This is a genomic window from Stagnihabitans tardus (genome assembly GCF_009925085.1).
GTDB lineage: Bacteria > Pseudomonadota > Alphaproteobacteria > Rhodobacterales > Rhodobacteraceae > Stagnihabitans > Stagnihabitans tardus.
Genome location: NZ_JAABNR010000001.1, coordinates 25,257 through 49,347, shown reverse-complemented (window position 1 = coordinate 49,347; position 24,091 = coordinate 25,257). Strand labels below are relative to the sequence as shown.

General features: G+C 65.4%; 21 protein-coding genes. 14 read left to right on the top strand and 7 right to left on the bottom strand.

The window, feature by feature from the left end:
* The first annotated feature begins 45 nt into the window (after positions 1 to 45).
* The 5 genes from pstC to phoB are packed head-to-tail and all read left to right on the top strand — an operon-like array spanning position 46 to position 5,019.
* A complete protein-coding gene (gene pstC, locus GV832_RS00245) occupies positions 46 to 1,494 on the top strand; it encodes a phosphate ABC transporter permease subunit PstC (RefSeq protein WP_168772813.1) in 1,449 nt (482 codons plus the stop codon).
* On the top strand, positions 1,491 to 2,813 hold the full coding sequence (pstA, locus tag GV832_RS00240; RefSeq protein ID WP_168772812.1) for a phosphate ABC transporter permease PstA: 1,323 nt from the start codon (positions 1,491 to 1,493) through the stop codon (positions 2,811 to 2,813). The genes pstC and pstA overlap by 4 nt, the downstream gene beginning before the upstream one ends.
* Positions 2,814 to 2,817: 4 nt before the next feature.
* Entirely contained in the window at positions 2,818 to 3,618 is an 801-nt protein-coding gene (gene pstB / locus GV832_RS00235; RefSeq protein ID WP_290427066.1) for a phosphate ABC transporter ATP-binding protein PstB, read from the top strand.
* 10 nt (positions 3,619 to 3,628) lie between these two features.
* Entirely contained in the window at positions 3,629 to 4,336 is a 708-nt protein-coding gene (phoU, locus tag GV832_RS00230; RefSeq protein WP_168772811.1) for a phosphate signaling complex protein PhoU, read from the top strand.
* Positions 4,336 to 5,019, top strand: coding sequence for a phosphate regulon transcriptional regulator PhoB (gene phoB, locus GV832_RS00225; RefSeq protein WP_227754150.1), 684 nt, complete (start codon positions 4,336 to 4,338; stop codon positions 5,017 to 5,019). The genes phoU and phoB overlap by 1 nt, the downstream gene beginning before the upstream one ends.
* 692 nt (positions 5,020 to 5,711) lie before the next feature.
* Here the strand turns inward: phoB and GV832_RS00220 are convergent.
* On the bottom strand, positions 5,712 to 8,183 hold the full coding sequence (locus GV832_RS00220; protein ID WP_168772810.1) for a penicillin acylase family protein: 2,472 nt from the start codon (positions 8,181 to 8,183) through the stop codon (positions 5,712 to 5,714).
* A gap of 88 nt (positions 8,184 to 8,271) precedes the next feature.
* Between GV832_RS00220 and GV832_RS00215 the strand changes: the two genes are divergently transcribed.
* The 5 genes from GV832_RS00215 (at position 8,272) to GV832_RS00195 (ending at position 14,738) form a co-directional block, all read left to right on the top strand.
* Positions 8,272 to 9,129 (top strand): NAD(P)-dependent oxidoreductase, encoded by an 858-nt coding sequence (locus tag GV832_RS00215; protein ID WP_168772809.1) that lies wholly within the window; start codon positions 8,272 to 8,274, stop codon positions 9,127 to 9,129.
* A 521-nt stretch (positions 9,130 to 9,650) separates the two neighbouring features.
* Positions 9,651 to 10,736 carry a recombinase RecA gene (recA, locus tag GV832_RS00210; RefSeq protein ID WP_168772808.1) on the top strand — a complete coding sequence of 362 codons (1,086 nt, stop codon included), beginning with the start codon at positions 9,651 to 9,653 and terminating at the stop codon, positions 10,734 to 10,736.
* Between the two features lie 180 nt (positions 10,737 to 10,916).
* Positions 10,917 to 13,568 (top strand): alanine--tRNA ligase, encoded by a 2,652-nt coding sequence (gene alaS, locus GV832_RS00205; RefSeq protein ID WP_168772807.1) that lies wholly within the window; start codon positions 10,917 to 10,919, stop codon positions 13,566 to 13,568.
* Positions 13,569 to 13,859: a DUF1330 domain-containing protein gene (locus GV832_RS00200; protein WP_168772806.1), complete on the top strand. Its 291-nt coding sequence runs from the start codon at positions 13,569 to 13,571 to the stop codon at positions 13,857 to 13,859.
* An 84-nt stretch (positions 13,860 to 13,943) separates the two neighbouring features.
* Complete coding sequence (locus tag GV832_RS00195) at positions 13,944 to 14,738, top strand: class II glutamine amidotransferase (RefSeq protein ID WP_168772805.1); 795 nt, start codon at positions 13,944 to 13,946, stop codon at positions 14,736 to 14,738.
* Between the two features lie 390 nt (positions 14,739 to 15,128).
* On the opposite strand, the gene typA is transcribed toward GV832_RS00195, so the two are convergent.
* The 6 genes from typA to GV832_RS00165 form a co-directional block, all read right to left on the bottom strand.
* Complete coding sequence (gene typA, locus GV832_RS00190) at positions 15,129 to 16,946, bottom strand: translational GTPase TypA (RefSeq protein ID WP_168772804.1); 1,818 nt, start codon at positions 16,944 to 16,946, stop codon at positions 15,129 to 15,131.
* 269 nt (positions 16,947 to 17,215) lie between these two features.
* The gene (locus tag GV832_RS00185) at positions 17,216 to 18,430 is read right to left on the bottom strand and encodes an NADP-dependent isocitrate dehydrogenase (RefSeq protein WP_168772803.1); all 1,215 of its coding nucleotides are present in this window, start codon (positions 18,428 to 18,430) and stop codon (positions 17,216 to 17,218) included.
* A gap of 87 nt (positions 18,431 to 18,517) precedes the next feature.
* Positions 18,518 to 18,946 carry a hypothetical protein gene (locus GV832_RS00180; protein ID WP_168772802.1) on the bottom strand — a complete coding sequence of 143 codons (429 nt, stop codon included), beginning with the start codon at positions 18,944 to 18,946 and terminating at the stop codon, positions 18,518 to 18,520.
* On the bottom strand, positions 18,943 to 19,545 hold the full coding sequence (locus tag GV832_RS00175) for an HD domain-containing protein (protein WP_168772801.1): 603 nt from the start codon (positions 19,543 to 19,545) through the stop codon (positions 18,943 to 18,945). Before GV832_RS00175 ends, GV832_RS00180 begins: the two co-directional genes overlap by 4 nt.
* Positions 19,546 to 19,604: 59 nt before the next feature.
* Entirely contained in the window at positions 19,605 to 19,835 is a 231-nt protein-coding gene (locus tag GV832_RS00170) for a hypothetical protein (RefSeq protein WP_168772800.1), read from the bottom strand.
* A complete protein-coding gene (locus tag GV832_RS00165) occupies positions 19,835 to 20,494 on the bottom strand; it encodes an alpha/beta hydrolase (protein ID WP_168772799.1) in 660 nt (219 codons plus the stop codon). The genes GV832_RS00170 and GV832_RS00165 overlap by 1 nt, the downstream gene beginning before the upstream one ends.
* Before the next feature lie 156 nt (positions 20,495 to 20,650).
* On the opposite strand from GV832_RS00165, the gene iscR reads away from it, so the two are divergent.
* The 4 genes from iscR (at position 20,651) to GV832_RS00145 (ending at position 24,085) form a co-directional block, all read left to right on the top strand.
* On the top strand, positions 20,651 to 21,124 hold the full coding sequence (gene iscR / locus GV832_RS00160) for a Fe-S cluster assembly transcriptional regulator IscR (RefSeq protein WP_168772798.1): 474 nt from the start codon (positions 20,651 to 20,653) through the stop codon (positions 21,122 to 21,124).
* Positions 21,125 to 21,227: 103 nt separating this feature from the next.
* On the top strand, positions 21,228 to 22,265 hold the full coding sequence (locus GV832_RS00155) for a cysteine desulfurase family protein (RefSeq protein ID WP_168772797.1): 1,038 nt from the start codon (positions 21,228 to 21,230) through the stop codon (positions 22,263 to 22,265).
* A 12-nt stretch (positions 22,266 to 22,277) separates the two neighbouring features.
* Positions 22,278 to 23,774 (top strand): Fe-S cluster assembly protein SufB, encoded by a 1,497-nt coding sequence (gene sufB, locus GV832_RS00150; protein ID WP_168772796.1) that lies wholly within the window; start codon positions 22,278 to 22,280, stop codon positions 23,772 to 23,774.
* Complete coding sequence (locus GV832_RS00145; protein WP_168772795.1) at positions 23,771 to 24,085, top strand: YbjQ family protein; 315 nt, start codon at positions 23,771 to 23,773, stop codon at positions 24,083 to 24,085. The genes sufB and GV832_RS00145 overlap by 4 nt, the downstream gene beginning before the upstream one ends.
* Positions 24,086 to 24,091 lie beyond the last annotated feature (6 nt).

Here is a 24,091-nt window from a genome sequence, read left to right as displayed (position 1 = left end):
AGGGCGGTCTGCGCCCTCCCGCTTCCTTCAATTCGAGACCGCGCCATGAGCATCGGCCTGCTTTCCCTGATCCTTCTGGCCCTTGCGACGGCCGGTTACCTTGTTGCCCGGACCCGCGCCGTGGCCAGTGCCGGGGGCGATGCGCGCCGCTTGCACTCCTTGCCCGCCTTCCATGGCCGCCTGACCGCCATGTCGGTCCTGGTCCCCGCCGCCGTCATCCTGATCCTGTGGCTGATCTTCGAGGGCTTCGCCATCCGCGGCGCGGCCCTGTCGCAGCTGAAGCCCAGCGATGTCCCCGACGGCAGCACGATGGACCTGATCATGTCCGATGTGGGCCGCATCGCCGACGGGCTGAACCAGCTCGAGGCGCGCGGCACCGAACTGGCCCCGCTTTTGGCCTCGCCCGATGCCCTGGCCGCCGCGCTGAAGGATGTGGGCGTGGCCCAGGGCGGCGCGCCGACCCCCGACACGATCCTCGCGGCCCAAGCCTCGCGTGAGGCGCTGCGGACCTCGCGCATCGGCCTGTCCATCGTGACCCTGGCCGCTGCCGTCGCGGGCCTGGTCCTGGTCCTGCGCCGCATCACCCCTGAATTCCGCGCCCGCAACGCGACCGAGGCCCTGTCGATGTGGCTTCTGATCGGCGCCTCGCTGATCGCGGTGGGCACGACTTTGGGCATTGTCCTGTCGCTTCTGTCCGAGACGCTGCACTTCTTCCGGCTTTACGACTTCAGGGATTTCTTCTTCAACCTGACCTGGAACCCCAAGTTCACCGGAGGCTCCGACCTTGGCATCTGGCCGCTGATCTGGGGCACGATCTATGTCTCGGCCATCGCGCTGGCCGTGGCCGTGCCGATCGGGCTCTTCTCGGCGGTCTACCTGGCCGAATATGCCTCCAAGCGCACCCGGGCCTATGTGAAGCCCCTCATCGAGATCCTGGCGGGCATTCCCACCATCGTCTATGGCCTTTTCGCCCTGGTCACCGTGGGCCCGCTTCTGCGCGACTGGATTTCCATTCCGATGGGGATCGGCAATTCCTCGTCTTCGGTCATGACGGCGGGCCTGGTCATGGGGATCATGGTCATCCCCTTCGTCTCCTCGCTGAGTGACGACATCATCAATGCCGTGCCGCAGTCCCTGCGCGACGGGTCCTTGGGCCTTGGCGCCACGCCGTCCGAGACCATCCGCCAGGTCGTGCTGCCCGCAGCCCTCCCGGGGATCGTCGGCGCCATCCTCCTGGCCGCCTCCCGGGCCATCGGCGAGACCATGATCGTGGTCCTTGGCGCCGGTGCGGCCGCCCAGCTTTCGCTGAACCCTTTCGAGGCCATGACCACGGTCACGGTCAAGATCGTCAGCCAGTTGACCGGCGACACCGAGTTCAACTCGCCCGAGACCCTCGTGGCCTTTGCGCTGGGTCTGACGCTCTTCACCCTGACGCTGTGCCTGAACATCGTCGCGCTGATCATCGTGCGCAAATATCGCGAGCAATACGAATGACCGACATGACCGATCACCCGCTGCTCATGCCCGATGCGCGCACCAAGGCCCGCAACGCCGCCGAGCGCCGCTTCCGTGCCTATGGCCTGACCGCCATCACCCTGGCGCTGGCCGCCCTGGTCTGGCTCCTGGTCTCGATCTTCTCGGCCGGCTTGCCGGCCTTCAAGCAGACCTTCATCACCTTCCCGGTGACGCTGGATGCGGCGACCTTGGACAAGTCGGGCAAGCTCGACCCGGTCGAAATGGCCAAGGTCACGACCATCGGCTACGGCAAGCTGATCGACAAGGCCTTCGCGGCCGAGATCGAGGCCAAGGGCATCGCTCACGAGGTCAAGCCCAAGGAACTGGGCGACATGATCTCGGAGCAGGCGGGTGCAAGCCTGCGCGACATGGTGCTGGCCAATCCGGCGCTGGTCGGCCAGACGATCCAGTTCCAGGCCCTGGCCAATGGCCGGATCGACGGCTACTTCAAGGGCCGCGTCACGATGGAGACCGCCTCGCGCGACAAGAACACCTCGCCCGAAAAGCTGGCCCTGGCGGACAAGCTGCGCGATGCGGGCGTGATCGCGGTCAAGCTGAACCCGGGTTTCCTGACCATGTCGGATGCCTCCGACAAGCGACCCGAGGCCGCGGGTCTCGGCGTGGCCATCCTTGGCTCGCTTTACATGGTGGTCATCGTCCTGTGCCTGGCCCTGCCCATCGGTGTCGCGGCCTCGGTCTATCTCGAGGAATTCGCGCCGAAGAACACCTTCACCGATATCATCGAGGTGAATATCGCCAACCTGGCTGCGGTGCCCTCGATCGTCTATGGTATCCTCGGCCTCGCGATCTTTATCAACTTTGCGGGCCTGCCGCAGTCGGCCCCCATCGTGGGCGGCCTGGTGCTGACGCTGATGACCCTGCCGCGCATCATCATCCCGACGCGTGCCGCGCTGAAGGCCGTGCCGCCCTCGATCCGCGATGCGGCGCTGGGGGTTGGGGCGTCCAAGCTGCAGACCGTGACCCATCACGTCCTGCCGCTCGCCGCGCCCGGCATCCTGACCGGCACGATCATCGGCCTGGCCCAGGCGCTTGGTGAAAGCGCGCCCCTGTTGCTGATCGGCATGGTGGCCTTCGTCAAGGACTTCCCCGGACTGCCGCCGCAGGGGCTTTTCGACCCCGCCGCCGCCTTGCCGGTGCAGATCTACAACTGGACTCAGCGCGGCGACCCGGGCTTTGTCGAAAGGGCCTCGGGGGCGATCATCGTCCTCCTGGTCTTCCTGGTGGTGATGAACGCAGCCGCAATCTATCTGCGTCGCAAATATGAACGTCGGTGGTAAGAAGATGTCGGTGATCGAAATGAAACTGGAGCGCGAAGTGGCCGCCGAAACCATCAAGATCCAAGCCCGCAAGGTGCAGGTCCATTATGGCACGAACCATGCCCTGAAGGATGTCGATGTCGATATCCTGTCCAAGAATGTCACGGCCTTCATCGGGCCCTCGGGCTGCGGCAAGTCGACCTTCCTGCGCTGCCTGAACCGGATGAATGACACGGTGGCTTCGGCCAAGGTCTCGGGCTCGATCCTGCTGGACGGGGCCGATATCTACGACCCCCGCGTCGATCCGGTGCAGCTGCGCGCCAAGGTGGGGATGGTCTTCCAAAAGCCCAATCCCTTCCCGAAGTCGATCTATGACAACGTGGCTTACGGGCCCAAGATCCACGGTCTGACCCGGTCCAAGGCGGAACTCGACGAGGTCGTGGAAAGCTGCCTGCGCAAGGCCGCTTTGTGGAACGAGGTCAAGGACCGCCTGCAATCGCCGGGCACCGGGCTTTCCGGCGGCCAGCAACAGCGACTGTGCATTGCCCGCGCCATCGCGACCTCGCCCGAGGTTCTCTTGATGGACGAACCCTGCTCGGCCTTGGACCCCATCGCCACGGCCCAGGTCGAAGAGCTGATCGACGAGCTGCGCTCGCAGTTCTCGGTGGTGATCGTGACGCATTCGATGCAGCAAGCCGCCCGCGTCTCGCAGCGCACGGCCTTCTTCCACCTGGGTCACCTGGTGGAATATGGCGAGACCGGCACGATCTTCACCAACCCCAAGGACCCGCGCACCGAGTCCTATATCACCGGCCGGATCGGCTGAGGAGGCGAACATGAACACCGAACGTCACATCGCCTCGGCCTTTGACCGCGACCTCGAGGGCATCCAGGCGCTCGTCGTCAAGATGGGGGGCCTGGTGGAGGCCGCCTTGGCCGATGCGGCCACCGCGCTGGAAACCCGCGACGAGGCCATGGCCGAACGCGTCCGCGCCCAGGACGGCGCCATCGACGCGCTGGAGGTCCAGGTCAATGACGAATGCCTGCGCCTCATCGCGACGCGGGCGCCGGCCGCCACCGACCTGCGGGTCGTGCTGACCGTGATGAAGATCGCAGCCAGCCTCGAGCGCTGCGGCGATTACGCCAAGAACCTCGCCAAGCGCAGCCTGGTCCTGAACCAGATGCATGTGGTCGAGGGCGCCACGGCCTCGATCCGCCGCATGGCGCGGCAGGTTGGGCTGCTGTTGAAGGACGCGCTGGACAGCTTCATCCACCGCGATGTCGAACTGGCGGCCTCGGTGCGCCAGCAGGACCGCGACGTGGACCACATGTACACGGCGCTCTTCCGCGAATTCCTGACCCATATGATGGAAGACCCGCGCAACATCACCGCCTGCATGCATCTGCATTTCATCGCCAAGAACATCGAGCGCGTGGGCGACCATGCCACGACGATTGCCGAGCAGGTGATCTTCCTCGCCACCGGGCAGATGCCCTCCGAGCCGCGTCCCAAGGCGGATTCGGTGAACATGGGGAAGGACTGATGGCCCAGCCCGTGGTTCTCCTGGTCGAGGACGAGCCCGCCCAGCGCGAGGTCCTGGCCTATAACCTCGAGGCCGAGGGCTTCGTGGTGCAGCGCGCGACCAATGGCGAAGAGGCGCTGGAGCTGGTCTCCGAGGCGGCGCCCGACCTGATCCTCCTGGACTGGATGATGCCGCATGTCTCGGGCCTGGAGGTCTGCCGCCGCCTGAAGCTGCGCCCGGAGACGCGGGGCATCCCGATCATCATGCTCTCGGCCCGGTCGGAAGAGGTCGACCGGGTGCGGGGTCTGGAGACCGGGGCGGATGACTATGTGATCAAGCCCTATTCGGTGGTCGAGCTCATGGCCCGTCTGCGCGCGCAACTGCGCCGCGTGCGCCCCGCGACGCTCGGCCTGGCGCTGGAATGGCAGGACATCCGGCTCGACCCCGAGACCCACCGCGTGACCCGCGCGGGCGAGGTGCTGAAGCTTGGCCCGACCGAGTTCCGGCTTCTGTCAACGCTTTTGGAGAAACCCGGCCGCGTCTTCTCGCGCGAGCAGCTCCTGGACCGCGTCTGGGGTCGGGATATCTATGTCGACAGCCGGACGGTGGATGTCCATGTCGGTCGTCTGAGGAAAGCCCTCTGCGCCTTCGGTGGTGACGACCCGCTGCGCACGGTGCGCGGCGCAGGCTATGCCCTGGGGTAAGTGTTGCGGCCGGGGGGCCACGTCCTGACGGACGATGCCCCTTCGGCCGCGGAAAGCGGGGGGCTTTCGCCCCCCGCACCCCCCAACCAAGGGGGAGCACGCTCCCCCTTGGATCCCCCGTGGATATTTGAGCCAGTATGAAAGGGGCGCGGGGCGTGAGCTTTGCGCCTTTTTGTTTTGGAGGTGTTTGCCAAGCTCCGCGGCATGGGGACCAGGGCGGCGGCGCTGATGGTTCAATGGTCCAGGCGCTCGTTCCAAGGCCGAATGTGCCGCGATGATCGGTTCTTTCCCTTTCACCTTGGCCCAAATATCCCGGAGGGGTGAGGGCGCAGCCCGAGGGGAGGCAGCGCCTCCCCTGCGACTTTGGGTTGCGGGCTGGCCCGTTCCTCCTGCGGAGGCCCGTGCTGTGCCCGCCCGAGCGGGGGGCTTTCGCCCCCTGCACCCTCCAACCAAAGGGGGCCACGGCCCCTTTGGAAACCCCGTGGATATTTGGGGAAGTATGAAAGAGGCGAAAGCCTTATGCCCTTGCGCTTTCAAACTGGCCCAAATGCGCGAAAACATGTCGCGGGAGGTCCGGAGGGGGCGCAGCCTCCTCCGGGCTGGGGGTGGGCCGGAGGTCCGCCATTGGTCCGAGGACCGACGGCCCGGGGGGGATGGCAATCCCCCCAAATTTGGCCCCCCAATCTTCCCGCTCAGGGCGCGGGCACCAGCGTCGTGACCCCCACCGCCCCGGCCCGCGCCAATTGCGGGTCCAGTGTCATGGGGACATATTCGCCCCTCCGCCAAAGTTCGGACAGGTCGTCGTAGTGCCGCGACAGGGGATGGCCTGACTCCCCCGTGGCAATCACGAAGACCGAGCTCTCGGGGTCGGCGAAGTCATAGACCCCGCGATAGCCGCCGCCATGGACATTCTCGTAGGGGGTCTCGCCCGTTCCCACCGTCCGTCCGCGCATCAGGGTGAAGTCCCCTCCGCTCGTGCTTTGGCGGATGTTCACGAAATACTGCAAGATCGGGACCTCGCCCAGGACCGGGTGGTCATGGGCCGCCTCATGGGCATCGCCCCAGCGCCAGCTCTCGATCTTGGGCCCATAGGTCTCGGAGAGGCCCAGGAGCGCATCGTCCAGCGCGAGCCTCGCGATCTCGGAGCAGCTTTCGACGGCGGCCGATTGCACCACGTCGCACCAGACCGAGGCGCCATCGGTGTTGCGGTAGACCCGCTCGATGAATTCGGGCGCGGGGCGCAGGAACTGGTCGGCGAGCGGGCCCACCTCGTCGCGCATCAGCCGCGCCTGGATCGCCCGCAGCCAGGCCTCGGCGATCAGCGGCTCGGGCAGGTGCTCGTTCTCCTCGCCGTTCCAGGCGGCCAGAAGCGTCAGGGCATCCTGCCTCTGGCGCTCGGGCGTTCCTTGGACGGCGGGCTCCCCGGTGAACCAGAGGTCCTTGCCGATCAGGGGCAGAAGCGTGCGCAGGGTGGGGGAGACGGTATCGAGCTGCGCCTCCATGAAGGAGGACCTTGTATGGACCTCGCGGGTTTTCATCAGCGTCAGCCAGCGCTGGATGCGCTGGGTGTCGCCCCAGGTGAAGGAGACATGGCGCGGGAAGGGCGCATCCACGATCTTGTTGTTGGTATTGCCGATCAGGCCAGCGGCGGGGTTCAGGACGCGCAGGTTCTCGGCATAGGGGAAATAGCCCGTCCAGCGGTTCTTGCCCTGCCAGCCCGGGGCGGGCATCCGGCCTTGGGTCGCATGGGCCGGGTCGCGCATCGGCATCTTGCCCACGAGCTGCATGGCGATGTTGGAAGCATCGACCAGCATCAGGTTCTGGCTGGGGGCCACGAAACCCTCCATCGCGGCCAGGCCCTCCTCGACGCTTTGCGCCCGCATCAGCCGCAAGCCCGCGCTCATCGTCGTGTCGGCGCCGTCCAGCGCCGTCCATTCCAGCGCGGGCACCGCACCGGCGGGGGTCACCGTGCCCAGGTCGTAATGCGCCCCGGGCAGGATCGGGCCGCTCTCGCTCCACCTTTGGGTGATGGTGACGGGGGCGGCATCCTTGACCTGGATGATGGTGCGGCGGGAGGTGAAATCCTTGGGGCCCTCTGGCGTCAGGTATTGCTCGGGGTTCGCGGGGTTGACCTTCTCCATCACCACGTCCTGGTCATCCAGGTAGGAGGAGGTCAGGCCCCAGCCGAGCTTCTCGGACCGGCCCAGGAGGACAAGGGGCATGCCGGGGATCGTGGCGCCGATCACGTCGCCGGTGGAGAGCCTGAGGCGCGCCAGGTACCAGGTCGAGGGCGCGGTGAAGCCCAGGTGCGGGTCATTGGCCAGAAGCGAGCCCCCGGCGGCCGAACGCGCCGGGGAGGCGGCCCAGGCATTCGACGCCCCCGCCATATCGGCGGAGGGGAAGGGCGAGAGCGGCAGGTCCAGCGTCGCGCGGCGCGCCTCTGGCAAAGGGCTGCCATAGGGGCCGGGCATCAGCTGCGAATATTGCGGCAGGGCGGCGATGCCGGGGCCCGTCACATCGGGCAGAAGGTCGCGCAGCCTTGCGGGAGAGATGGTCTGGGAGAGCTCGGCCCGCAGGACCTCGTTGTCCAGATGGCCCGAGAGCTGCAGCGCCATCAGCTTGATGATGGCCAGCGAATCGGCCGGCGCCCAGGCGTCGATCTGGGCGGGAAAGAGAAAGAACTCCGGTGCGCCGCGTCCCAGGGCGTTTGCGTTGACCTGGCCGATCCAGGCATTGACCCCATCGGCATAGGCCTGCAGCGCCGCCTTGGTGTAATCATCCTGCACGGCCACCGAAGAGAGCGACAGGGTGTAAAGATCAAGCCGACGCAGAAGCTCGTCGGTCTTCAGCGTGCGGGTGCCGAAGATCTCCGACAGCCTCCCTTGCGCCGTCCGCCGCATCAGCATCATCTGCCAAAGCCGGTCCTGGGCATGGGCGAAGCCCAGGGCGTAATAGGCATCCGTGTCGCTGGCCGCGAAGATATGGGGGATGGCATTGGCATCGCGCACGATCTCGACCGGGGCGGCGATTCCCGGGACCTCCCAGGTGGCGGCGTAATCGGGCAAAGAGCGCGACAGGAAGTAATACAGGATCAGAAGGGCCAGGAGCCCCAGGCCGATCAGGGCGATGAAGCCGCGCAGCGTCCAGCGGAAGGCGGTCAGCATGGGGTGCGTCCTCTTTGGGTCTGCTTGACGTTTCTGGCGGTTCTTCCTCTAGTCGGAAAGCAAGGATCGCACAATTGGGGAGGCCGTGATGGCGAAGGTGGCATTTCTGGGCTTGGGGGTCATGGGCTTCCCCATGGCGGGGCACCTGGTGGCCAAGGGACATGAGGTCACGGTCTGGAACCGGACGGCGGCGCGCGCCGAGGCCTGGGGGGCGCGGCATGGCGGCGCGGTCGCGGTTTCGGCCGCCGATGCCGCGCGCGGGGCGGAGTTCGTCATGGCCTGCGTGGGCAATGACGACGACCTGCGACAGGTCGCAAGGGCGGCCTTTGCGGGCATGGCGCGGGGGGCGGTCTTCGTCGATCACACCACGGTCTCGGCCAAGGTGACGCGCGAACTTTCGGCCGAGGCTGCGGGCCTGGGCTTTGGCTTTGTCGATGCCCCGGTCTCGGGCGGGCAGGCGGGGGCGGAGAACGGCGCCCTGTCGATCATGTGCGGCGGCACGGAGGCGGATTATGCCGCGGCCGAGCCCGTCATGGCCTCCTATGCGCGGATCCGCCGGCGGCTGGGCGAGAGCGGGGCGGGGCAGATCGCCAAGATGATGAACCAGATCTGCATCGCGGGGCTCGTGCAGGGCCTGTCCGAGGCTTTGGCCTTTGGCGAGAAGGCCGGGATGGATGGCGCGGCGGTGGTCGAGGTGATCTCCCAGGGGGCTGCGGGGTCCTGGCAGATGCAGAACCGTCACAAGACCATGCTGGAGGGCAAGTTCGACTTCGGTTTCGCGGTCGACTGGATGCGCAAGGACCTGAAGATCTGCCTCGAGGCGGCATCGGAGGTCGGGGCGAGCCTGCCCGTGACGGCCCTCGTCGACCAATTCTACCAGGAGGTCCAGGCCATGGGCGGTGGGCGGGGCGACACATCCTCCCTGATCCGGCGTCTGAGGGGGTAGGTTTGGTCGCCGTTGACGGATTTTCGAAGAAAATCCGTCCCCCGCGACCGGAGGCCGATTTTTCTGCGAAAAATCGGTGTGCCGGGCGCCAGGGCTTGGCCGGAAGAAGGGGCAGTCCTGGGGCAAGATGCCCGGAGTTTGGTCGCCGTTGACGGATTTTCGAAGAAAATCCGCCCCCCGCGACCGGGAGCCGATTTTTCTGCGAAAAATCGGGCGACGGGGCGCAATCCCTTGGCGGGGCAGGGCTGGTGCCCTGCTCTTGCAAGCTCGGGAGGGGTGTTTTTTGCAGCTTCGGCGCGGAAATTTGCAGGACTTCGCAGATTCGTCCCCTCCGGCCGGAAACTTAAACCATTCTTTAACCAATCTTCCGCAAGTCTGAACCTATCGAATTCGATTGAAATGTTCCACTTTTGTGCTTAACAAGGTGAGAACAGGTCAGGAACATCGACCATGCATGCCGCAGCCTTGCGGTGGATCATCAGATTGCCGCGCATCTGCGGCTCGGGCATAAGGGGACGACGATGGCAGTGGCAAACCTCTTCGAATTGGACGGAAAACGCGGCATGGACAAGAAGGACGCCGAAAAGGCGAAGGCGCTGGAATCGGCGCTGGCTCAGATCGAGCGGCAGTTCGGCAAGGGCTCGATCATGAAGCTCGGGCAGGAAAATTCGGTGATGGATGTCGAGGCGACCTCGACGGGCTCCCTGGGGCTGGACATCGCGCTTGGCATCGGCGGCCTGCCGCAGGGCCGGATCATCGAGATCTATGGGCCGGAGAGCTCGGGCAAAACCACGCTGACGCTGCATTGCGTGGCCGAGGCGCAGAAAAAGGGCGGCGTCTGCGCCTTTGTCGATGCCGAACATGCGCTGGACCCGTCCTATGCCAAGAAGCTGGGCGTCAACCTGGATGAACTTCTGATTTCCCAGCCCGATACGGGCGAGCAGGCGCTGGAGATCGTGGATACCCTGGTCCGTTCCGGCGCGGTCTCGGTCATCGTGGTCGACTCGGTCGCAGCCCTTGTGCCCAAGTCCGAGATCGAGGGCGATATGGGCGACATGCAGATGGGCTCCCAGGCGCGCCTCATGTCCCAGGCCATGCGCAAGCTGACGGCCTCCATCGGGCGCAGCAATACCATGGTCATCTTCATCAACCAGATCCGCATGAAGATCGGCGTGATGTTCGGCTCGCCCGAAACCACCACCGGCGGCAATGCGCTGAAGTTCTATGCCTCGGTGCGCCTGGATATCCGCCGCACGGGCTCGATCAAGGACCGCGACGAGGTCACCGGCAACGCCACCCGCGTCAAGGTCGTCAAGAACAAGGTCGCCCCGCCCTTCAAGGAGGTCGAATTCGACATCATGTATGGCGAGGGGATTTCCAAGACCGGCGAGATCCTCGACCTCGGCGTCAAGGCGGGCATCGTCGAGAAGTCGGGCTCCTGGTATTCCTACAAGGACGAGCGCATCGGGCAGGGGCGTGAGAATGCCAAGATCTTCCTGAAGTCCAACCCCTCGGTCGCAGCCGACATCGAGCACCGCATCCGCAATGCCTCGGGGCTTGATCTGTCCATGTCGCCCGAGGACAAGGCCGAAGTGATGGAGGACTGAGATCGGCCAAGCCTCGGCCTCACAGGGGCAAAGGTTTTTCCTTTCGGTCAAAGGGCGGCCCGGATTGGGCCGCCCTTTTCATATCCGGTGGACAGGCCCCCCGCATGGGGCTAAACGGTTCTCGATTTACCACTCCGCGCGCCGCAACACCTGGCGCCAAGCCGCAGGAAATGGGACCATATGCCCTCGCTGAACGACATCCGCTCGACCTTCCTTGGGTTCTTTGAGAAGAACGATCACCGCGTGGTGGAGTCTTCGCCCCTGGTGCCGCGCAATGACCCGACGCTGATGTTCACGAACTCGGGCATGGTGCAGTTCAAGAACTGCTTCACCGGGGTCGAGACCCGCGACTACAAGCGCGCCACCACGGCGCAAAAGTCGGTGCGGGCGGGGGGCAAGCACAATGACCTCGACAACGTGGGCTATACCGCGCGCCACCATACCTTCTTCGAAATGCTTGGGAATTTCTCCTTCGGCGACTATTTCAAGGAACAGGCGATTTCCTACGCCTGGGAGCTTCTGACCAAGGGTTTCGACATCCCGGCCGACAAGCTCTGCGTCACGGTCTATCACACCGATGACGAGGCCGCCGGTTACTGGAAGAAGATCGCGGGCCTGCCGGATCACCGGATCATCCGCATCGCCTCGGACGACAACTTCTGGCGCATGGGGCCGACGGGGCCTTGCGGCCCCTGCACCGAGATCTTCTTCGACCATGGCGACAAGATCTGGGGCGGTCCGCCCGGTTCCGCCGATCAGGATGGCGACCGCTTCATCGAGATCTGGAACAACGTCTTCATGCAGAACGAGCAGTTCGCGGATGGCACGTTGAAACCGCTGGAGATGCAGTCGATCGACACCGGCATGGGGCTGGAGCGGATCGGGGCTCTCCTGCAGGGCAAGCATGACAATTACGACACCGACCTGATGCGCAACCTCATCGAGGCTTCGGCCCATGCGACCAGCTCCGACCCCGATGGCGCGGGCAAGACCCATCACCGGGTCATTGCCGACCACCTGCGCTCGACCTCTTTCCTGATTGCCGATGGCGTGATGCCCTCGAACGAGGGCCGGGGCTATGTGCTCCGCCGCATCATGCGCCGCGCCATGCGCCATGCCCATATGCTGGGCGCCCAAGACCCGGTCATGCACCGCCTGGTGCCCGCCCTGGTCCGCCAGATGGGCGCGCAATATCAGGAACTGACCCGTGCGCAGACGCTGATCGAGGAAACCCTGAAGCTCGAGGAAACCCGCTTCCGCCAGACGCTCGACCGGGGCCTGCGCCTTCTGGACGACGAACTCGCCCGCCTGCCCGAGGGTGGAGCCCTGCCGGGCGCGGCCGCCTTCAAGCTTTACGACACCTATGGCTTCCCCCTCGACCTGACCCAGGACGCCCTGCGCGAAAAGGGCCGCGAGGTCGACGTTCAGGGCTTTGAGGCCGCGATGGACGAACAGCGCCAGAAGGCCCGCGCCTCCTGGGTCGGCACCGGTGAGGCCAAGGACGCCAAGATCTGGTTCGAACTGGCCGAGGCCCATGGCACCACCGAATTCCTCGGCTATGACACCGAGACCGCCGAGGCCAATATCCTGGCACTGGTGCGCGACGGGGCGGCCATCGGCTCGGCCGCGACGGGCGAGGCCGTGCAGGTCGTGGTCAACCAGACCCCCTTCTACGCCGAAAGCGGCGGCCAGGTCGGCGATGCGGGCTTCATCCGCACCCAGACCGGCCTGGTCGAGATCACCGACACCCGCAAATCCCAGGGCGTCTTCATGCATGTGGGCCGCGTCATCGAGGGCCAGGTCGCCAAGGGCCAACCCGCCCAGTTGGAGGTCGCCCACACCCGCCGCGCCAAGATCGAGGCCAACCACACCGCGACCCACCTCCTCAACGAGGCTTTGCGCAACGCGCTCGGGTCTCACGTCGCCCAGCGCGGCAGCCTGAATGCCCCCGACCGGTTGCGCTTCGACTTCGCCCATTCGACCGCCATGTCGGCGGAGGAAATCGCCAAGGTCGAGGATGAGGTCAACGCCATCATCCGCCAGAATGGCCGCGTCGAGACCCGCGTCATGACCCCCGACGCCGCCCGCGCGCTCGGCGCACAGGCGCTCTTCGGCGAGAAATACGGCGAGGAAGTCCGCGTGGTCTCCATGGGTGAGGCGCTCGGCTCGGGCAAGGGTCTGGACGGCAAGACCTATTCCCTTGAACTCTGCGGCGGCACCCATGTGACGCGCCTGGGCGAGATCGGCGGTTTCCGCATCGTTTCGGAAAGCGCGTCGTCGGCGGGCGTCCGCCGGATCGAGGCCCTGACCGGCCCCGCCATCCTGGAAGACCTGCGCCGCCAGTCGGCGATCCTCGAGGCCCTCGGCCGCGAGCTTGGCTCCGCCCCGGAGGAATTCGTGGCCAAGGTCCAGAAGCTGAAGGCCGATCTGAAGGCCGCGCAGGGGGAGGTGGGCCAACTCCGCCGCGACCTCGCCACGGGCGGCAGCGCGGGGGTCGAGGTCAAGGAGATCGGCGGCATCAAGGTCATCGCGCAGGTGCTGCAGGGCGTCTCGGGCAAGGACCTGCCGGCGCTGATCGACCAGTTCAAGGCGCAACTGGGCTCGGGCGCCGTGGTGCTGATCGCCGACACCGGGGCCAAGCCCGCGGTGGCTGCGGGGGTGACCAATGACCTGACCGGACGGATCAGCGCCGTGACCCTGGCCAAGGCGGCGGTCGAAGCCTTGGGCGGCAAGGGCGGCGGTGGCCGTCCCGACATGGCCCAGGGTGGCGGCGCCGATATCGCCCTCGCCCCGGCCGCCCTGGCCGCCGTCACCGCCGCATTGGAGGCGTAAATGCCGCAAGCCTTCTGGATCGCCCATGTCGAAGTGACCGACCCCGAGCGCTACGCGCTTTACGCGCGCGGCGCCACCGAGGCCATCGCGGCCCATGGTGGCAAGTTCCTCGCCCGCGCGGGTCGTTACGTGCAGCTGGAGGGCAAAGACCGCGCCCGCAACGTGGTCGCGATCTTCCCGAGCCTGGAAGCGGCGGTGGAGTGCTATCACTCCCTGGCCTACCAGGCGGCGCTGGTCCATGCGCAGGGGGCGGCGGCGCGGGACCTGGTGGTGGTCGAGGCCGCCGAATGACCCCGGGCCGCCGACAGGGCGGCCCAGGCATCACAGCGATTTCTTAACCCCTTGGGCCGCAGACTGGGCCCAAAGGAGCCTCCCATGTGCCGCTGGGCCGCCTATACCGGTGAACCGATCTTCCTGGACGAGATCATCTCGCGTCCGGGGCATTCGCTGATCCATCAAAGCCATAACGCGACCCAGACCCATACGGCGATCAATGCCGATGGCTTCGGCGTCGCCTGGTATGGCGAGCGGCCCGAACCCGGGCTCTTCCGCGACGTCCACCCGGCCTGGAGCGACCCGAACCTGAAAAGCCTGACGGCCCAGGTGAAATCCGGGCTCTTCCTCGCCCATGTCCGCGCCTCGACCGGGACGGCCACCAGCCGCAACAATTGCCATCCCTTCGTGCATGGCCGCTTCAGCTTCATGCACAATGGCCAGGTCGGCGGCTATGAGACCTTCCGCCGCGATGCCGACATGCTGATCCCGGACAGCCTCTACCACTCGCGCAAGGGGGCGACGGACAGCGAGGCGATCTTCCTCGTCGCGCTCGCCGAGGGGCTGGAGGCCGACCCCCGCGCCGCGCTGGAACGTGCCTCGGCCCGGTTCATCAAGCTGGCCCGCGCCAAGGGAAGCCTGCCGCATCTGCGCATGACGGCGGCCCTGTCGGATGGCACGACGCTTTACGCCGTAAGATATGCGACCGACGACCGTGCGCCCTCGCTTTACCACCGCTACTCCGAGACGAGGGGGGGCATGGCCGTGGTCTCCGAGCCGCTGGAAGACGATCAAGAGGGTTGGACCGAAATCGCGCCCGCTTCCTTTTGCACCTTCAAGGGCCCCGAGGTGAAGGTCGAACCCTTCTATCCCTGCCGCTGCGCCGAGGCCGCCTAGGGGGCGCTGCCTCCGGGACTTCGCCTCTTCTCCGGGATATATTGGAACAGATGAAAGGGGGCCGAGGCGCCCTTTGGCGAGAGCGCGGCGCCAAGCGTCAGGCTTTTCGGTTTTATTGCCGCAACCAGGCCTGCGCAGCATCACCCGCCGCAAAGGCCACCTTGCCCTTCCCGCTATCTGCCCTCGCCAAGGATCACCCCCGCCCGCTGCTTTCAATTTGGCCCAAATATTCCGGGGGGGCGAAGCCGGGGGCAGCGCCCCCTCCGCCCGCAGTCATGCAAAAGCGGCCCCCGAAGGCGCCGCTTTCACTTCAGACTTGCACAAACATTCCGGTTGCGCGACCGCTTCGACAAACCGGTCGCGCGGGGGCAGAGCCCCAGCCTTGGGCCGTCAGTCCTTGCGGCTCTCGCGCTTGCGCTCGTTGGGATCGAGCAGGCGCTTGCGCAGGCGGATGACCTTGGGCGTCACCTCGACCAGCTCGTCATCGTCGATATAGGCGATGGCCTCTTCCAGCGACATGCGCTGGAAGGGCGTCAGGCGGACCGCTTCGTCGGTGCCCGAGGCGCGAACGTTGGTCAGCTTCTTGCCCTTCAGCGGGTTCACTTCGAGGTCATTGTCGCGCGAATGTTCGCCGATGATCATGCCGACATAGACCGCTTCCTGCGGGCCGATGAACATCTTGCCGCGGTCTTCGAGGTTCCACAAAGCATAGGCCACCGAGATCCCGGCCTCGGTCGAGATCAGCACGCCCTGGCGCCGACCCTGGATCGGGCCCTTGTGCGGCACCCAGCCGTGGAAGATCCGGTTCAACACGCCCGTACCGCGCGTATCGGTCAGGAACTGGCCCTGGTAGCCGATGAGGCCCCGCGAGGGGACATGGGCGATGATCCGGGTCTTGCCGACGCCCGCGGGCTTCATCTCGACCAGGTCGCCCTTGCGCTCGCCCGTCAGCTTGTCGATGACCGCGCCCGAATATTCGTCGTCGACATCGACGGTCACTTCTTCGACCGGCTCATGGCGCACGCCGTCCACGTCCTTCATGATCACGCGGGGACGCGAGATCGAGAGCTCGAAGCCCTCGCGGCGCATGTTTTCGATCAGCACGCCCATCTGGAGTTCGCCACGGCCCGAGACCTCGAAAGCCTCGCCGCCGGGGGTATCGGCGATCTTGATGGCGACGTTGACTTCGGCCTCTTTCATCAGGCGGTCGCGGATGACGCGGCTCTGCACCTTGTTGCCGTCGCGACCTGCCAGGGGCGAGTCGTTGATGCCGAAGGTGACCGTGATGGTCGGCGGGTCGATGGGCTGGGCGGGGATGGCGGTGTCGATCGACAGGTCGCAAAGCGTATCGGCCACGGTGGCCTTGGACATGCCCGCGATGGTGACGATGTCACCCGCCACGGCCTCTTCGATCGCCTGCTGGCCCAGGCCCCGGAAGGCCAGGACCTTGGAGACGCGGAACTGCTCCAGCCGCTCGCCGTCACGCGACAGGGCCTTCAGCGTGGTGCCCGCCTTCAGTGTGCCGGCCTCGACGCGGCCCGTGAGGATGCGGCCGATGAAAGGGTCGGCGGAAAGGGTCGTCGCCAGCATCTGGAAGGGCTCACCCGCGCGGGACTGCTGCTTGGGCGAGGGGACATGGGCCACGATCAGGTCAAAGAGCGCGTCCAGGTTCTGACGCGGGCCGTCGAGTTCCGTATCGGCCCAGCCGGAACGGCCCGAGGCATAGACATGCGGGAAATCGAGCTGCTCGTCGCTGGCGCCGAGGTTCGAGAAGAGGTCGAAGACCTCGTTCAGCGCGCGGTCGGGCTCGGCATCCGGCTTGTCGACCTTGTTGAGCACCACGATGGGGCGCAGGTTCAGCGCCAGCGCCTTGGCCAGCACGAACTTGGTCTGGGGCATCGGGCCCTCGGCCGCATCGACCAGGAGGCAGACGCCGTCCACCATCGAGAGGATGCGTTCGACCTCGCCGCCGAAGTCGGCGTGGCCGGGGGTGTCGACGATGTTGATGCGCACGCCGTTGTGTTCGACCGAGGTGCATTTCGCCAGGATGGTGATCCCGCGTTCGCGTTCGATGTCATTGCTGTCCATCGCCCGTTCGGAGACTTGTTGGCCTTCGCGGAAGGCGCCGGATTGTTTCAGAAGCTCGTCGACGAGGGTCGTCTTGCCATGGTCAACGTGCGCGATGATCGCGATGTTGCGAAGCTCCATCGGGGGGCCTGCTTTCAAATATGCTGCGGTTGCACGCGCCTTACACGGGCGAGGCGCGAAAGGCCAGAGGTTTCGCTTGTGACCCGCCCGGAGGGGCTGCCGGCCCCTCCGGCCCTCCCCCGGGGATATTTGGGAAAAGATGAAATGCAAGGGGGCGCACCCGTGTCGCGGCTGCGCCCCCTGTCGTCTGTCACTCTGATGCCGCCACGTAGCCCGGGGTCGTGACTCCGGGTCTTTGGGGGCAGGGTAGGGTGCGCTTCAGCGCACCGTTACCCCACCAGGGCCTTGTTCAGGTATTCGTCCACCTTCTCCAGGTAGCCCATGGTCGTCAGCCACTTCTGATCGGGGCCGACCAGGAGAGCGAGGTCCTTGGTCATCCAGCCATCCTCGACGCAATCGACCGTGACCTTCTCCAGCGTGGTGGCAAAGCGCATCAGCTGCGCATTGTCGTCCAGTTTCGCGCGGTGCTTCAGGCCCCCGGTCCAGGCGAAGATCGAGGCGACCGAGTTGGTCGAGGTCTGCTGGCCCTTCTGGTGCTGACGGTAGTGGCGGGTGACGGTGCCGTGGGCGGCCTCGGCCTCGACGATCTTGCCATCGGGCGTCATCAGGACCGAGGTCATGAGGCCCAAGGAGCCGAAGCCCTGGGCCACGGTGTCGGATTGCACATCGCCGTCATAGTTCTTGCAGGCCCAGACATAACCGCCCGACCATTTCATCGCCGAGGCGACCATGTCGTCGATCAGGCGGTGTTCGTAATGGATGCCCGCCGCCTTGAATTTGTCTTCGAACTCTTCGGCGTAAACCTTGGCGAAGATATCCTTGAAGCGGCCGTCATAGGCCTTGAGGATCGTGTTCTTGGTCGAGAGATAGACCGGCCAGCCCTTGAGCAGACCGTAGTTGAACGAGGACCGGGCGAAGTCGTGGATCGAGTCGTCCAGGTTGTACATGCCCATGTAGACGCCGGCGGAGGGGGCCGAATAGACGTCCTTCTCGATCACCGTGCCGTCGTTGCCGACGAATTTCATGGTGAGCTTGCCCGCGCCGGGGAAGTGGAAATCGGTCGCGCGGTATTGGTCGCCAAAGGCATGGCGGCCGATGACGATGGGCTTGGTCCAGCCGGGGACCAGGCGGGGGACGTTCTTGGCGATGATCGGCTCGCGGAAGATCACGCCGCCCAGGATGTTGCGGATCGTGCCATTGGGCGACTTCCACATCTGCTTGAGGCCGAACTCCTCGACCCGCTGCTCATCCGGCGTGATGGTCGCGCATTTGACGCCTACGCCGTATTGCTTAATGGCGTTCGCGCTGTCGATCGTGATCTGGTCGTTCGTGCGGTCGCGCTCTTCGATGCCCAGATCGTAGTACTTCAGGTCGATATCCAGGTAGGGCAGGATCAGCTTTTGCTTGATGAAGTCCCAGATGATCCGGGTCATCTCGTCGCCGTCGAGTTCGACGACGGGGTTGGCCACCTTGATCTTGGTCATGAAAGCACCTTGGGTTGGGGGATTCGCTTGGGTTCTGCATAAGCGAAATCGGGGCTAAAAGAAAGTCGGTATGCGAAGGTATACCGTTTAATTTTCGCCACGCCGCGCATGGGTGACGGCGCGGAACAGGGCTGCGGCAAAGGTCAGGGCAAGGGAGACGAAAAGCGCTGGAATGAGCAGAAAGAAGCCGTCATCTCCCTTTCGGTCGCAAGAATGATAGGCCCCCGGGTGGCTAAAGAGCCAAAGCAGGAAGCCGATGAAGCAAAAGCCTGCGACCCAGGCGGCGCGGTCGGGCTGTTTGGGGCCCAGCGCGAGAAGGGCCAGGGGCAGGGCGGGCAGCAGAACGAAGAGATTGGTCCAAGCAGGCTGCTGCGGGGTCACCAGCATCCAAAGCGCGGGGCCGATGTGGCGGTCTTCCCGGATGCAGGTCTGCCAATCGGTAAAGGTCCAGTTGATCCCGGCCAGGGCGATCAGGCTGGCGGCCAGAAGCAGGGCCAGGAAGCCCGCGCGGTTCATGGTTCGAACCAGGCCCGTGTCTTGGCGCGCACCCAGTCCCAAAGCCGAGGCGCGCCCTTGGCGATCTTGGAGCCGACCCTCTGGTCCAACTGCTCGGAGGTCACCTCGTACTCCACCCAGGTTCCGCCGCCGGACATCAGGTTCGCCATGACGGGCTGCACGCGGTCGAGGCTTTTGGCGAAGAGCGCGTCGGGGGTCTCTGCCGCTTCGAACTCGTCCCAAAGCGCGCGGAACTCGGCTGCGAGGTCGGGGGGGAGGAGGCCGAAGATGCGATCCGCCGCCTTGGCCTCGGCCTCTTGGGTGTCGGTGGAGCCATGGGCCGTGCCGCCCTTGGAATGGATCGGCACATCGCCCACGTCGATCTCCACGAGGTCATGGAGGAGGAGCATGCGGATCACCCGGTCGATCTTCACGGCCGGATCGGCCTGATCGGCCAGCGTCATGGCGTAAAGCGCCAGGTGCCAGGAATGCTCGCCGGAGTTCTCCCGGCGACTGCCATCGACCAAGGTCGTGGCGCGCAGGACGCTCTTCAGCCGGTCGGCCTCGTTCAGGAAGGCGAACTGGGCGGACAGGCGGTCATCGGTCTCAGAGGCGGTCATGAGGGCATCCTGAAAGCAAAAGGCCGGGGTTTCCCCCGGCCCAGATCACAGCGGCCAAATCACAGGGGCTCGGCCGCGCGGCCCGCCTTCAGCGCGGCCTCGAGCCATTTGCGCGAGCGTTTTTCGGCGATGCGGACGCGGTAGGCCGTGGTGAAGGCCTCGAGAAGCGTGGGCGAGCCGTCGCCCACCACCTTGGCCAGCTTGTCGAACAGCCGGTCGTCGCCCAGCTTCTCCATCGCCTCGATCACGTCGCGGGCCAAGGCATCGCCCAGTTCCTCGACGACCGACATCAGCGCGTGACCTCGGTCAGGCGGCGGCGGACATAGGTCGAGACGCTCTCGATCATCGGCTTCATGTAAAGCTCGTCGTCCTTGAAGAAGTGGTCGGCGCCCTCGATGACCTCATGGGTGATGGTGATGCCCTTCTGTTCGTGCAGCTTGTTCACCAGGGCGGTCGTGTCCTTGGGAGGCGCGACCTTGTCGGCGGAGCCGTTGATGATCAGGCCGGACGCCGGGCAGGGGGCGAGGAAGGAGAAGTCGTAAAGGTTGGCGGGGGGCGCCACCGAGATGAAACCGGTGATTTCCGGGCGGCGCATCAGAAGCTGCATGCCGATCCAGGCGCCGAAGGAGAAGCCCGCGACCCAGCAATGCTTGGCGTTGTTGTTCATGGACTGCAGGTAATCCAGCGCCGAGGCCGCGTCCGACAACTCGCCGATGCCCATGTCATACTCGCCCTGGGACCGCCCCACGCCGCGGAAGTTGAACCGCAGGACCGAGAAGCCCAGGTTGTAGAAGGCATAGTGCAGGTTGTAGACGACCTTGTTGTTCATCGTCCCCCCGTAGTTCGGATGGGGATGCAGCACGATGGCGATCGGCGCGTCCTTTTCCTTTTGCGGATGGTAGCGGCCTTCGAGACGGCCTTCGGGACCGGCGAAAATAACCTCGGGCATGTGACCTCGCCTGATGACCAATTCTTGACGAATTCGGTCGGATAATTTAGAACCATTCCAAACCGGGTGTCCGGGATGGGGCTTGGGCTTTCAGGTAAGGGAGCCCGGGCTTTGCGTCAATGGCCGTCGGTGATTTGGCCGCATCGGAGGGGCAGGATGAAGCTTTCGACCAAGGGACGTTACGCGATGGTGGCTTTGGCCGACCTGGCGCTGGCGGAAGCCAAGGGCAGGGGGGCGGAGGAGCTGATGAGCCTGGCCGAGATCGCCAAGCGGCAGGATATCTCCTTGCCCTACCTGGAGCAGTTGTTTGTGAAACTGCGCCGGGCGGGCCTGGTCGAGGCGGTGCGGGGGCCGGGCGGGGGTTACCGCCTCGCGCGGCCGCCGGTCGAGATCCGGGTCTCGGAGGTGCTGGAGGCGGTCGAGGAGACGGTGGACGCCTTGCACACCGGGGCGGGGGCTTCGGGGGCGGTCTCCGGCACCCGGGCGCAGTCGCTGACGAACCGGCTCTGGGAGGGGCTCTCGGCCCATGTCTATGTGTTCTTGCACCAGACGCGGCTGTCGGATGTGATCCGCAACGAGATGCGGCCTTGCCCGGCGGTGCCGCAGCTTTTTGCTGTGGTCGACGAGTAGGCGGACAGCGCCGGGGGTTTCACACCCCCGGACCCGTTAGAAAGCCGGGGGTTTCACACCCCCGGACCCCCGTGGGATATTTATGAAAAGATGAAAGACGAAGATGCGCGTCTATCTTGACTGGAATGCGACGACGCCTTTACGGGCGGAGGCAAGGGCGGCGATGGTCGCGGCCATGGATGTGATGGGCAATCCCTCGTCCGTGCACCAGGAGGGGCGGGCGGCGCGCGGGCTGTTGGAGCGGGCAAGGGCTCAGGTGGCGGCGGCGCTGGGGGCGGAGGGGGCGGATGTGGTCTTTACCTCTGGCGCGACGGAGGCTTGCGCCATGGCCCTGGGCGGAAGGGGCTTTGCTTGCTCGGGGATCGAGCATGACGCGGTCTCAAGCTGGTGCGATGTGTCGCTGGCGGCCCCGGGTGGCCTGGTGACGGTGACAGAGCCTGCGCGGACGGCCTTGCAGCTGGCCAATTCCGAGACCGGGATCGTGCAGGACCTGCCCGAGGGCCTGGGGTTTTCTGACCTGACGCAGGGTTTTGGCAAGCTGCCCCTGGCCTTCAACTGGCTGGGCTGCCAGATGGGGGCGGTTTCGGCCCACAAGTTGGGCGGGCCCAAGGGGGTTGGCGCCCTGGTTCTGCGCCAGGGGCTGGATGTGGCGCCCGTGTTGCGCGGCGGTGGCCAGGAGATGGGGCGGCGGGCGGGGACGGAAAACCTCATCGGTATAGCTGGTTTCGGGGCGGCGGCAGAGGCTGCGGCCAGGGATTTGGCCAATGGGGTCTGGGAGCGGGTGGCCGAAGTTAGAAAGACTCTAAATCAGGCCTTGGCAGCGCTGGGATTTGATACTATTTCCGTCGGGAATAGCGCGCGAAGCCTGCCCAATACGATCTGCCTGATTGCCCCCGGTTGGAAGGGCGAGACGCAGGTCATGGCCATGGACCTTGCGGGCTTTGCTGTGTCGGCCGGGTCGGCTTGCTCGAGTGGCAAGGTGCGCGCCAGCCGGGTGTTGAAGACGATGGGCCATTCCGAAGAGCTGGCGGGTCAGGCGATCCGCATCTCCTTGGGGCCCGATGTGACGGAAGACCAGGTCCTGCGCTTTGCCGAGGTCTGGGGGCGGGAATACCGGCGGGTTCTGTCTCGTCGCGCATGAAAGGGATGTGACATGGCCGATCTGGAAGTCCGCGAGGGCGTGGACCGCGAGACCATCGAAACGGTCGCGGGCATGGGCGCCTATAAATACGGCTGGTCCACCGAGATCGAGATGGACTATGCGCCGAAGGGGCTGAACGAGGATATCGTCCGGCTGATCTCTTCGAAGAACCAGGAGCCCGAGTGGCTCCTGGAATGGCGGCTGGCGGCCTATCGGCGCTGGGTCTCGCTGGAGGAGCCGCATTGGGCGATGCTGGACTATCCGGCGATCGACTACCAGGACCAGTATTACTACGCCACGCCCAAGAGCATGGCGGTGAAGCCGAAGTCGCTGGACGAGGTCGACCCGAAACTGCTGGCGACCTATAAGAAGCTGGGGATTCCGCTGAAGGAACAGGCGCTTCTGGCGGGCGTCGAGGATACGGGCGAGCGCAAGGTCGCGGTGGACGCGGTCTTTGACTCGGTGTCCGTGGGGACGACCTTCAAGGCGGAGCTGGCCAAGGCGGGGGTGATCTTCTGCTCAATCTCGGAGGCGGTGCGGGAACATCCGGAGCTGGTGCGGAAGTATCTGGGCAGCGTCGTGCCGCCTTCCGACAACTTCTTTGCGACCTTGAACTCGGCCGTCTTCTCGGATGGCTCCTTCGTCTATATCCCGCCGGGCACGCGCTGCCCGATGGAGCTTTCGACCTATTTCCGCATCAATGCCGAGAACACCGGCCAGTTCGAGCGCACGCTGATCGTCTGCGACAAGGGGGCCTATGTGAGCTACCTTGAGGGCTGCACGGCCCCCAAGCGCGACACGCACCAGCTTCATGCGGCGGTGGTCGAGATCGTCATCCTGGAGGATGCCGAGGTCAAGTATTCCACCGTCCAGAACTGGTATCCGGGCGACGAGAACGGCAAGGGCGGCATCTATAACTTCGTCACCAAGCGCGCCGATTGCCGCGAGGCGCGGGCCAAGGTGATGTGGACGCAGGTCGAGACCGGCTCGGCCATCACCTGGAAGTATCCGTCCTGCATCCTGCGGGGCGATGACTCCCAGGGCGAGTTCTACTCGATTGCGATTGCCAACAATGCCCAGCAGGCCGATACCGGGACCAAGATGGTCCACCTCGGCAAGCGGACCAAGTCGCGCATCGTCTCCAAGGGCATCTCGGCGGGCCGGGCGCAGAACACCTACCGGGGGCTGGTGTCCATGCACCCGAAAGCCTCGGACAGCCGCAACTATACCCAATGCGACAGCCTGCTGATCGGTGACAAATGCGGCGCCCATACGGTGCCCTATATCGAGGTCAAGAACGCCTCCTCCCGCGTCGAGCATGAGGCGACCACCTCCAAGGTGGACGAGGATCAGCTCTTCTACTGCCGCTCGCGCGGCATGGATGAGGAAGAGGCCGTGGCGCTGGTCGTCAACGGTTTCTGCCGCGAGGTCCTGCAGGCCCTGCCCATGGAATTCGCCATGGAGGCGCAGAACCTCGTCGCCATCTCTTTGGAAGGGTCGGTCGGATGATCGTCACCACAACCGACAGCGTCGAAGGCAGCCGCATCACCGCTTATCACGGCATCGTGGTGGGTGAGGCGATCATGGGCGCCAATATCGTGCGCGACATGTTCGCCCGGGTCACCGATATCGTCGGCGGCCGCTCGGGCGTCTATGAAACCAAGCTGCAAGACGCAAGGCAAACCGCCCTGGCCGAGATGCAGGCCCAGGCCCGCGCGCTTGGCGCCAATGCCGTCGTCGGCGTTGACCTCGATTACGAGGTCATCGGTGACTCCATGCTCATGGTGTCGGCTTCCGGCACCGCTGTTACTGTCTCCTGAGGAAAT

Excerpts from the sequence above, each read along its gene's own strand:
- pstC (WP_168772813.1), top strand. The coding sequence starts at position 46 with ATGAGCATCGGCCTGCTTTCCCTGATCCTTCTGGCCCTTGCGACGGCC.
- pstA (WP_168772812.1), top strand. The coding sequence starts at position 1,491 with ATGACCGACATGACCGATCACCCGCTGCTCATGCCCGATGCGCGCACC.
- pstB (WP_290427066.1), top strand. The coding sequence starts at position 2,818 with ATGTCGGTGATCGAAATGAAACTGGAGCGCGAAGTGGCCGCCGAAACC.
- phoU (WP_168772811.1), top strand. The coding sequence starts at position 3,629 with ATGAACACCGAACGTCACATCGCCTCGGCCTTTGACCGCGACCTCGAG.
- phoB (WP_227754150.1), top strand. The coding sequence starts at position 4,336 with ATGGCCCAGCCCGTGGTTCTCCTGGTCGAGGACGAGCCCGCCCAGCGC.
- GV832_RS00220 (WP_168772810.1), bottom strand. The coding sequence starts at position 8,183 with ATGCTGACCGCCTTCCGCTGGACGCTGCGCGGCTTCATCGCCCTGATC.
- GV832_RS00215 (WP_168772809.1), top strand. The coding sequence starts at position 8,272 with ATGGCGAAGGTGGCATTTCTGGGCTTGGGGGTCATGGGCTTCCCCATG.
- recA (WP_168772808.1), top strand. The coding sequence starts at position 9,651 with ATGGCAGTGGCAAACCTCTTCGAATTGGACGGAAAACGCGGCATGGAC.
- alaS (WP_168772807.1), top strand. The coding sequence starts at position 10,917 with ATGCCCTCGCTGAACGACATCCGCTCGACCTTCCTTGGGTTCTTTGAG.
- GV832_RS00200 (WP_168772806.1), top strand. The coding sequence starts at position 13,569 with ATGCCGCAAGCCTTCTGGATCGCCCATGTCGAAGTGACCGACCCCGAG.
- GV832_RS00195 (WP_168772805.1), top strand. The coding sequence starts at position 13,944 with ATGTGCCGCTGGGCCGCCTATACCGGTGAACCGATCTTCCTGGACGAG.
- typA (WP_168772804.1), bottom strand. The coding sequence starts at position 16,946 with ATGGAGCTTCGCAACATCGCGATCATCGCGCACGTTGACCATGGCAAG.
- GV832_RS00185 (WP_168772803.1), bottom strand. The coding sequence starts at position 18,430 with ATGACCAAGATCAAGGTGGCCAACCCCGTCGTCGAACTCGACGGCGAC.
- GV832_RS00180 (WP_168772802.1), bottom strand. The coding sequence starts at position 18,946 with ATGAACCGCGCGGGCTTCCTGGCCCTGCTTCTGGCCGCCAGCCTGATC.
- GV832_RS00175 (WP_168772801.1), bottom strand. The coding sequence starts at position 19,545 with ATGACCGCCTCTGAGACCGATGACCGCCTGTCCGCCCAGTTCGCCTTC.
- GV832_RS00170 (WP_168772800.1), bottom strand. The coding sequence starts at position 19,835 with ATGTCGGTCGTCGAGGAACTGGGCGATGCCTTGGCCCGCGACGTGATC.
- GV832_RS00165 (WP_168772799.1), bottom strand. The coding sequence starts at position 20,494 with ATGCCCGAGGTTATTTTCGCCGGTCCCGAAGGCCGTCTCGAAGGCCGC.
- iscR (WP_168772798.1), top strand. The coding sequence starts at position 20,651 with ATGAAGCTTTCGACCAAGGGACGTTACGCGATGGTGGCTTTGGCCGAC.
- GV832_RS00155 (WP_168772797.1), top strand. The coding sequence starts at position 21,228 with ATGCGCGTCTATCTTGACTGGAATGCGACGACGCCTTTACGGGCGGAG.
- sufB (WP_168772796.1), top strand. The coding sequence starts at position 22,278 with ATGGCCGATCTGGAAGTCCGCGAGGGCGTGGACCGCGAGACCATCGAA.
- GV832_RS00145 (WP_168772795.1), top strand. The coding sequence starts at position 23,771 with ATGATCGTCACCACAACCGACAGCGTCGAAGGCAGCCGCATCACCGCT.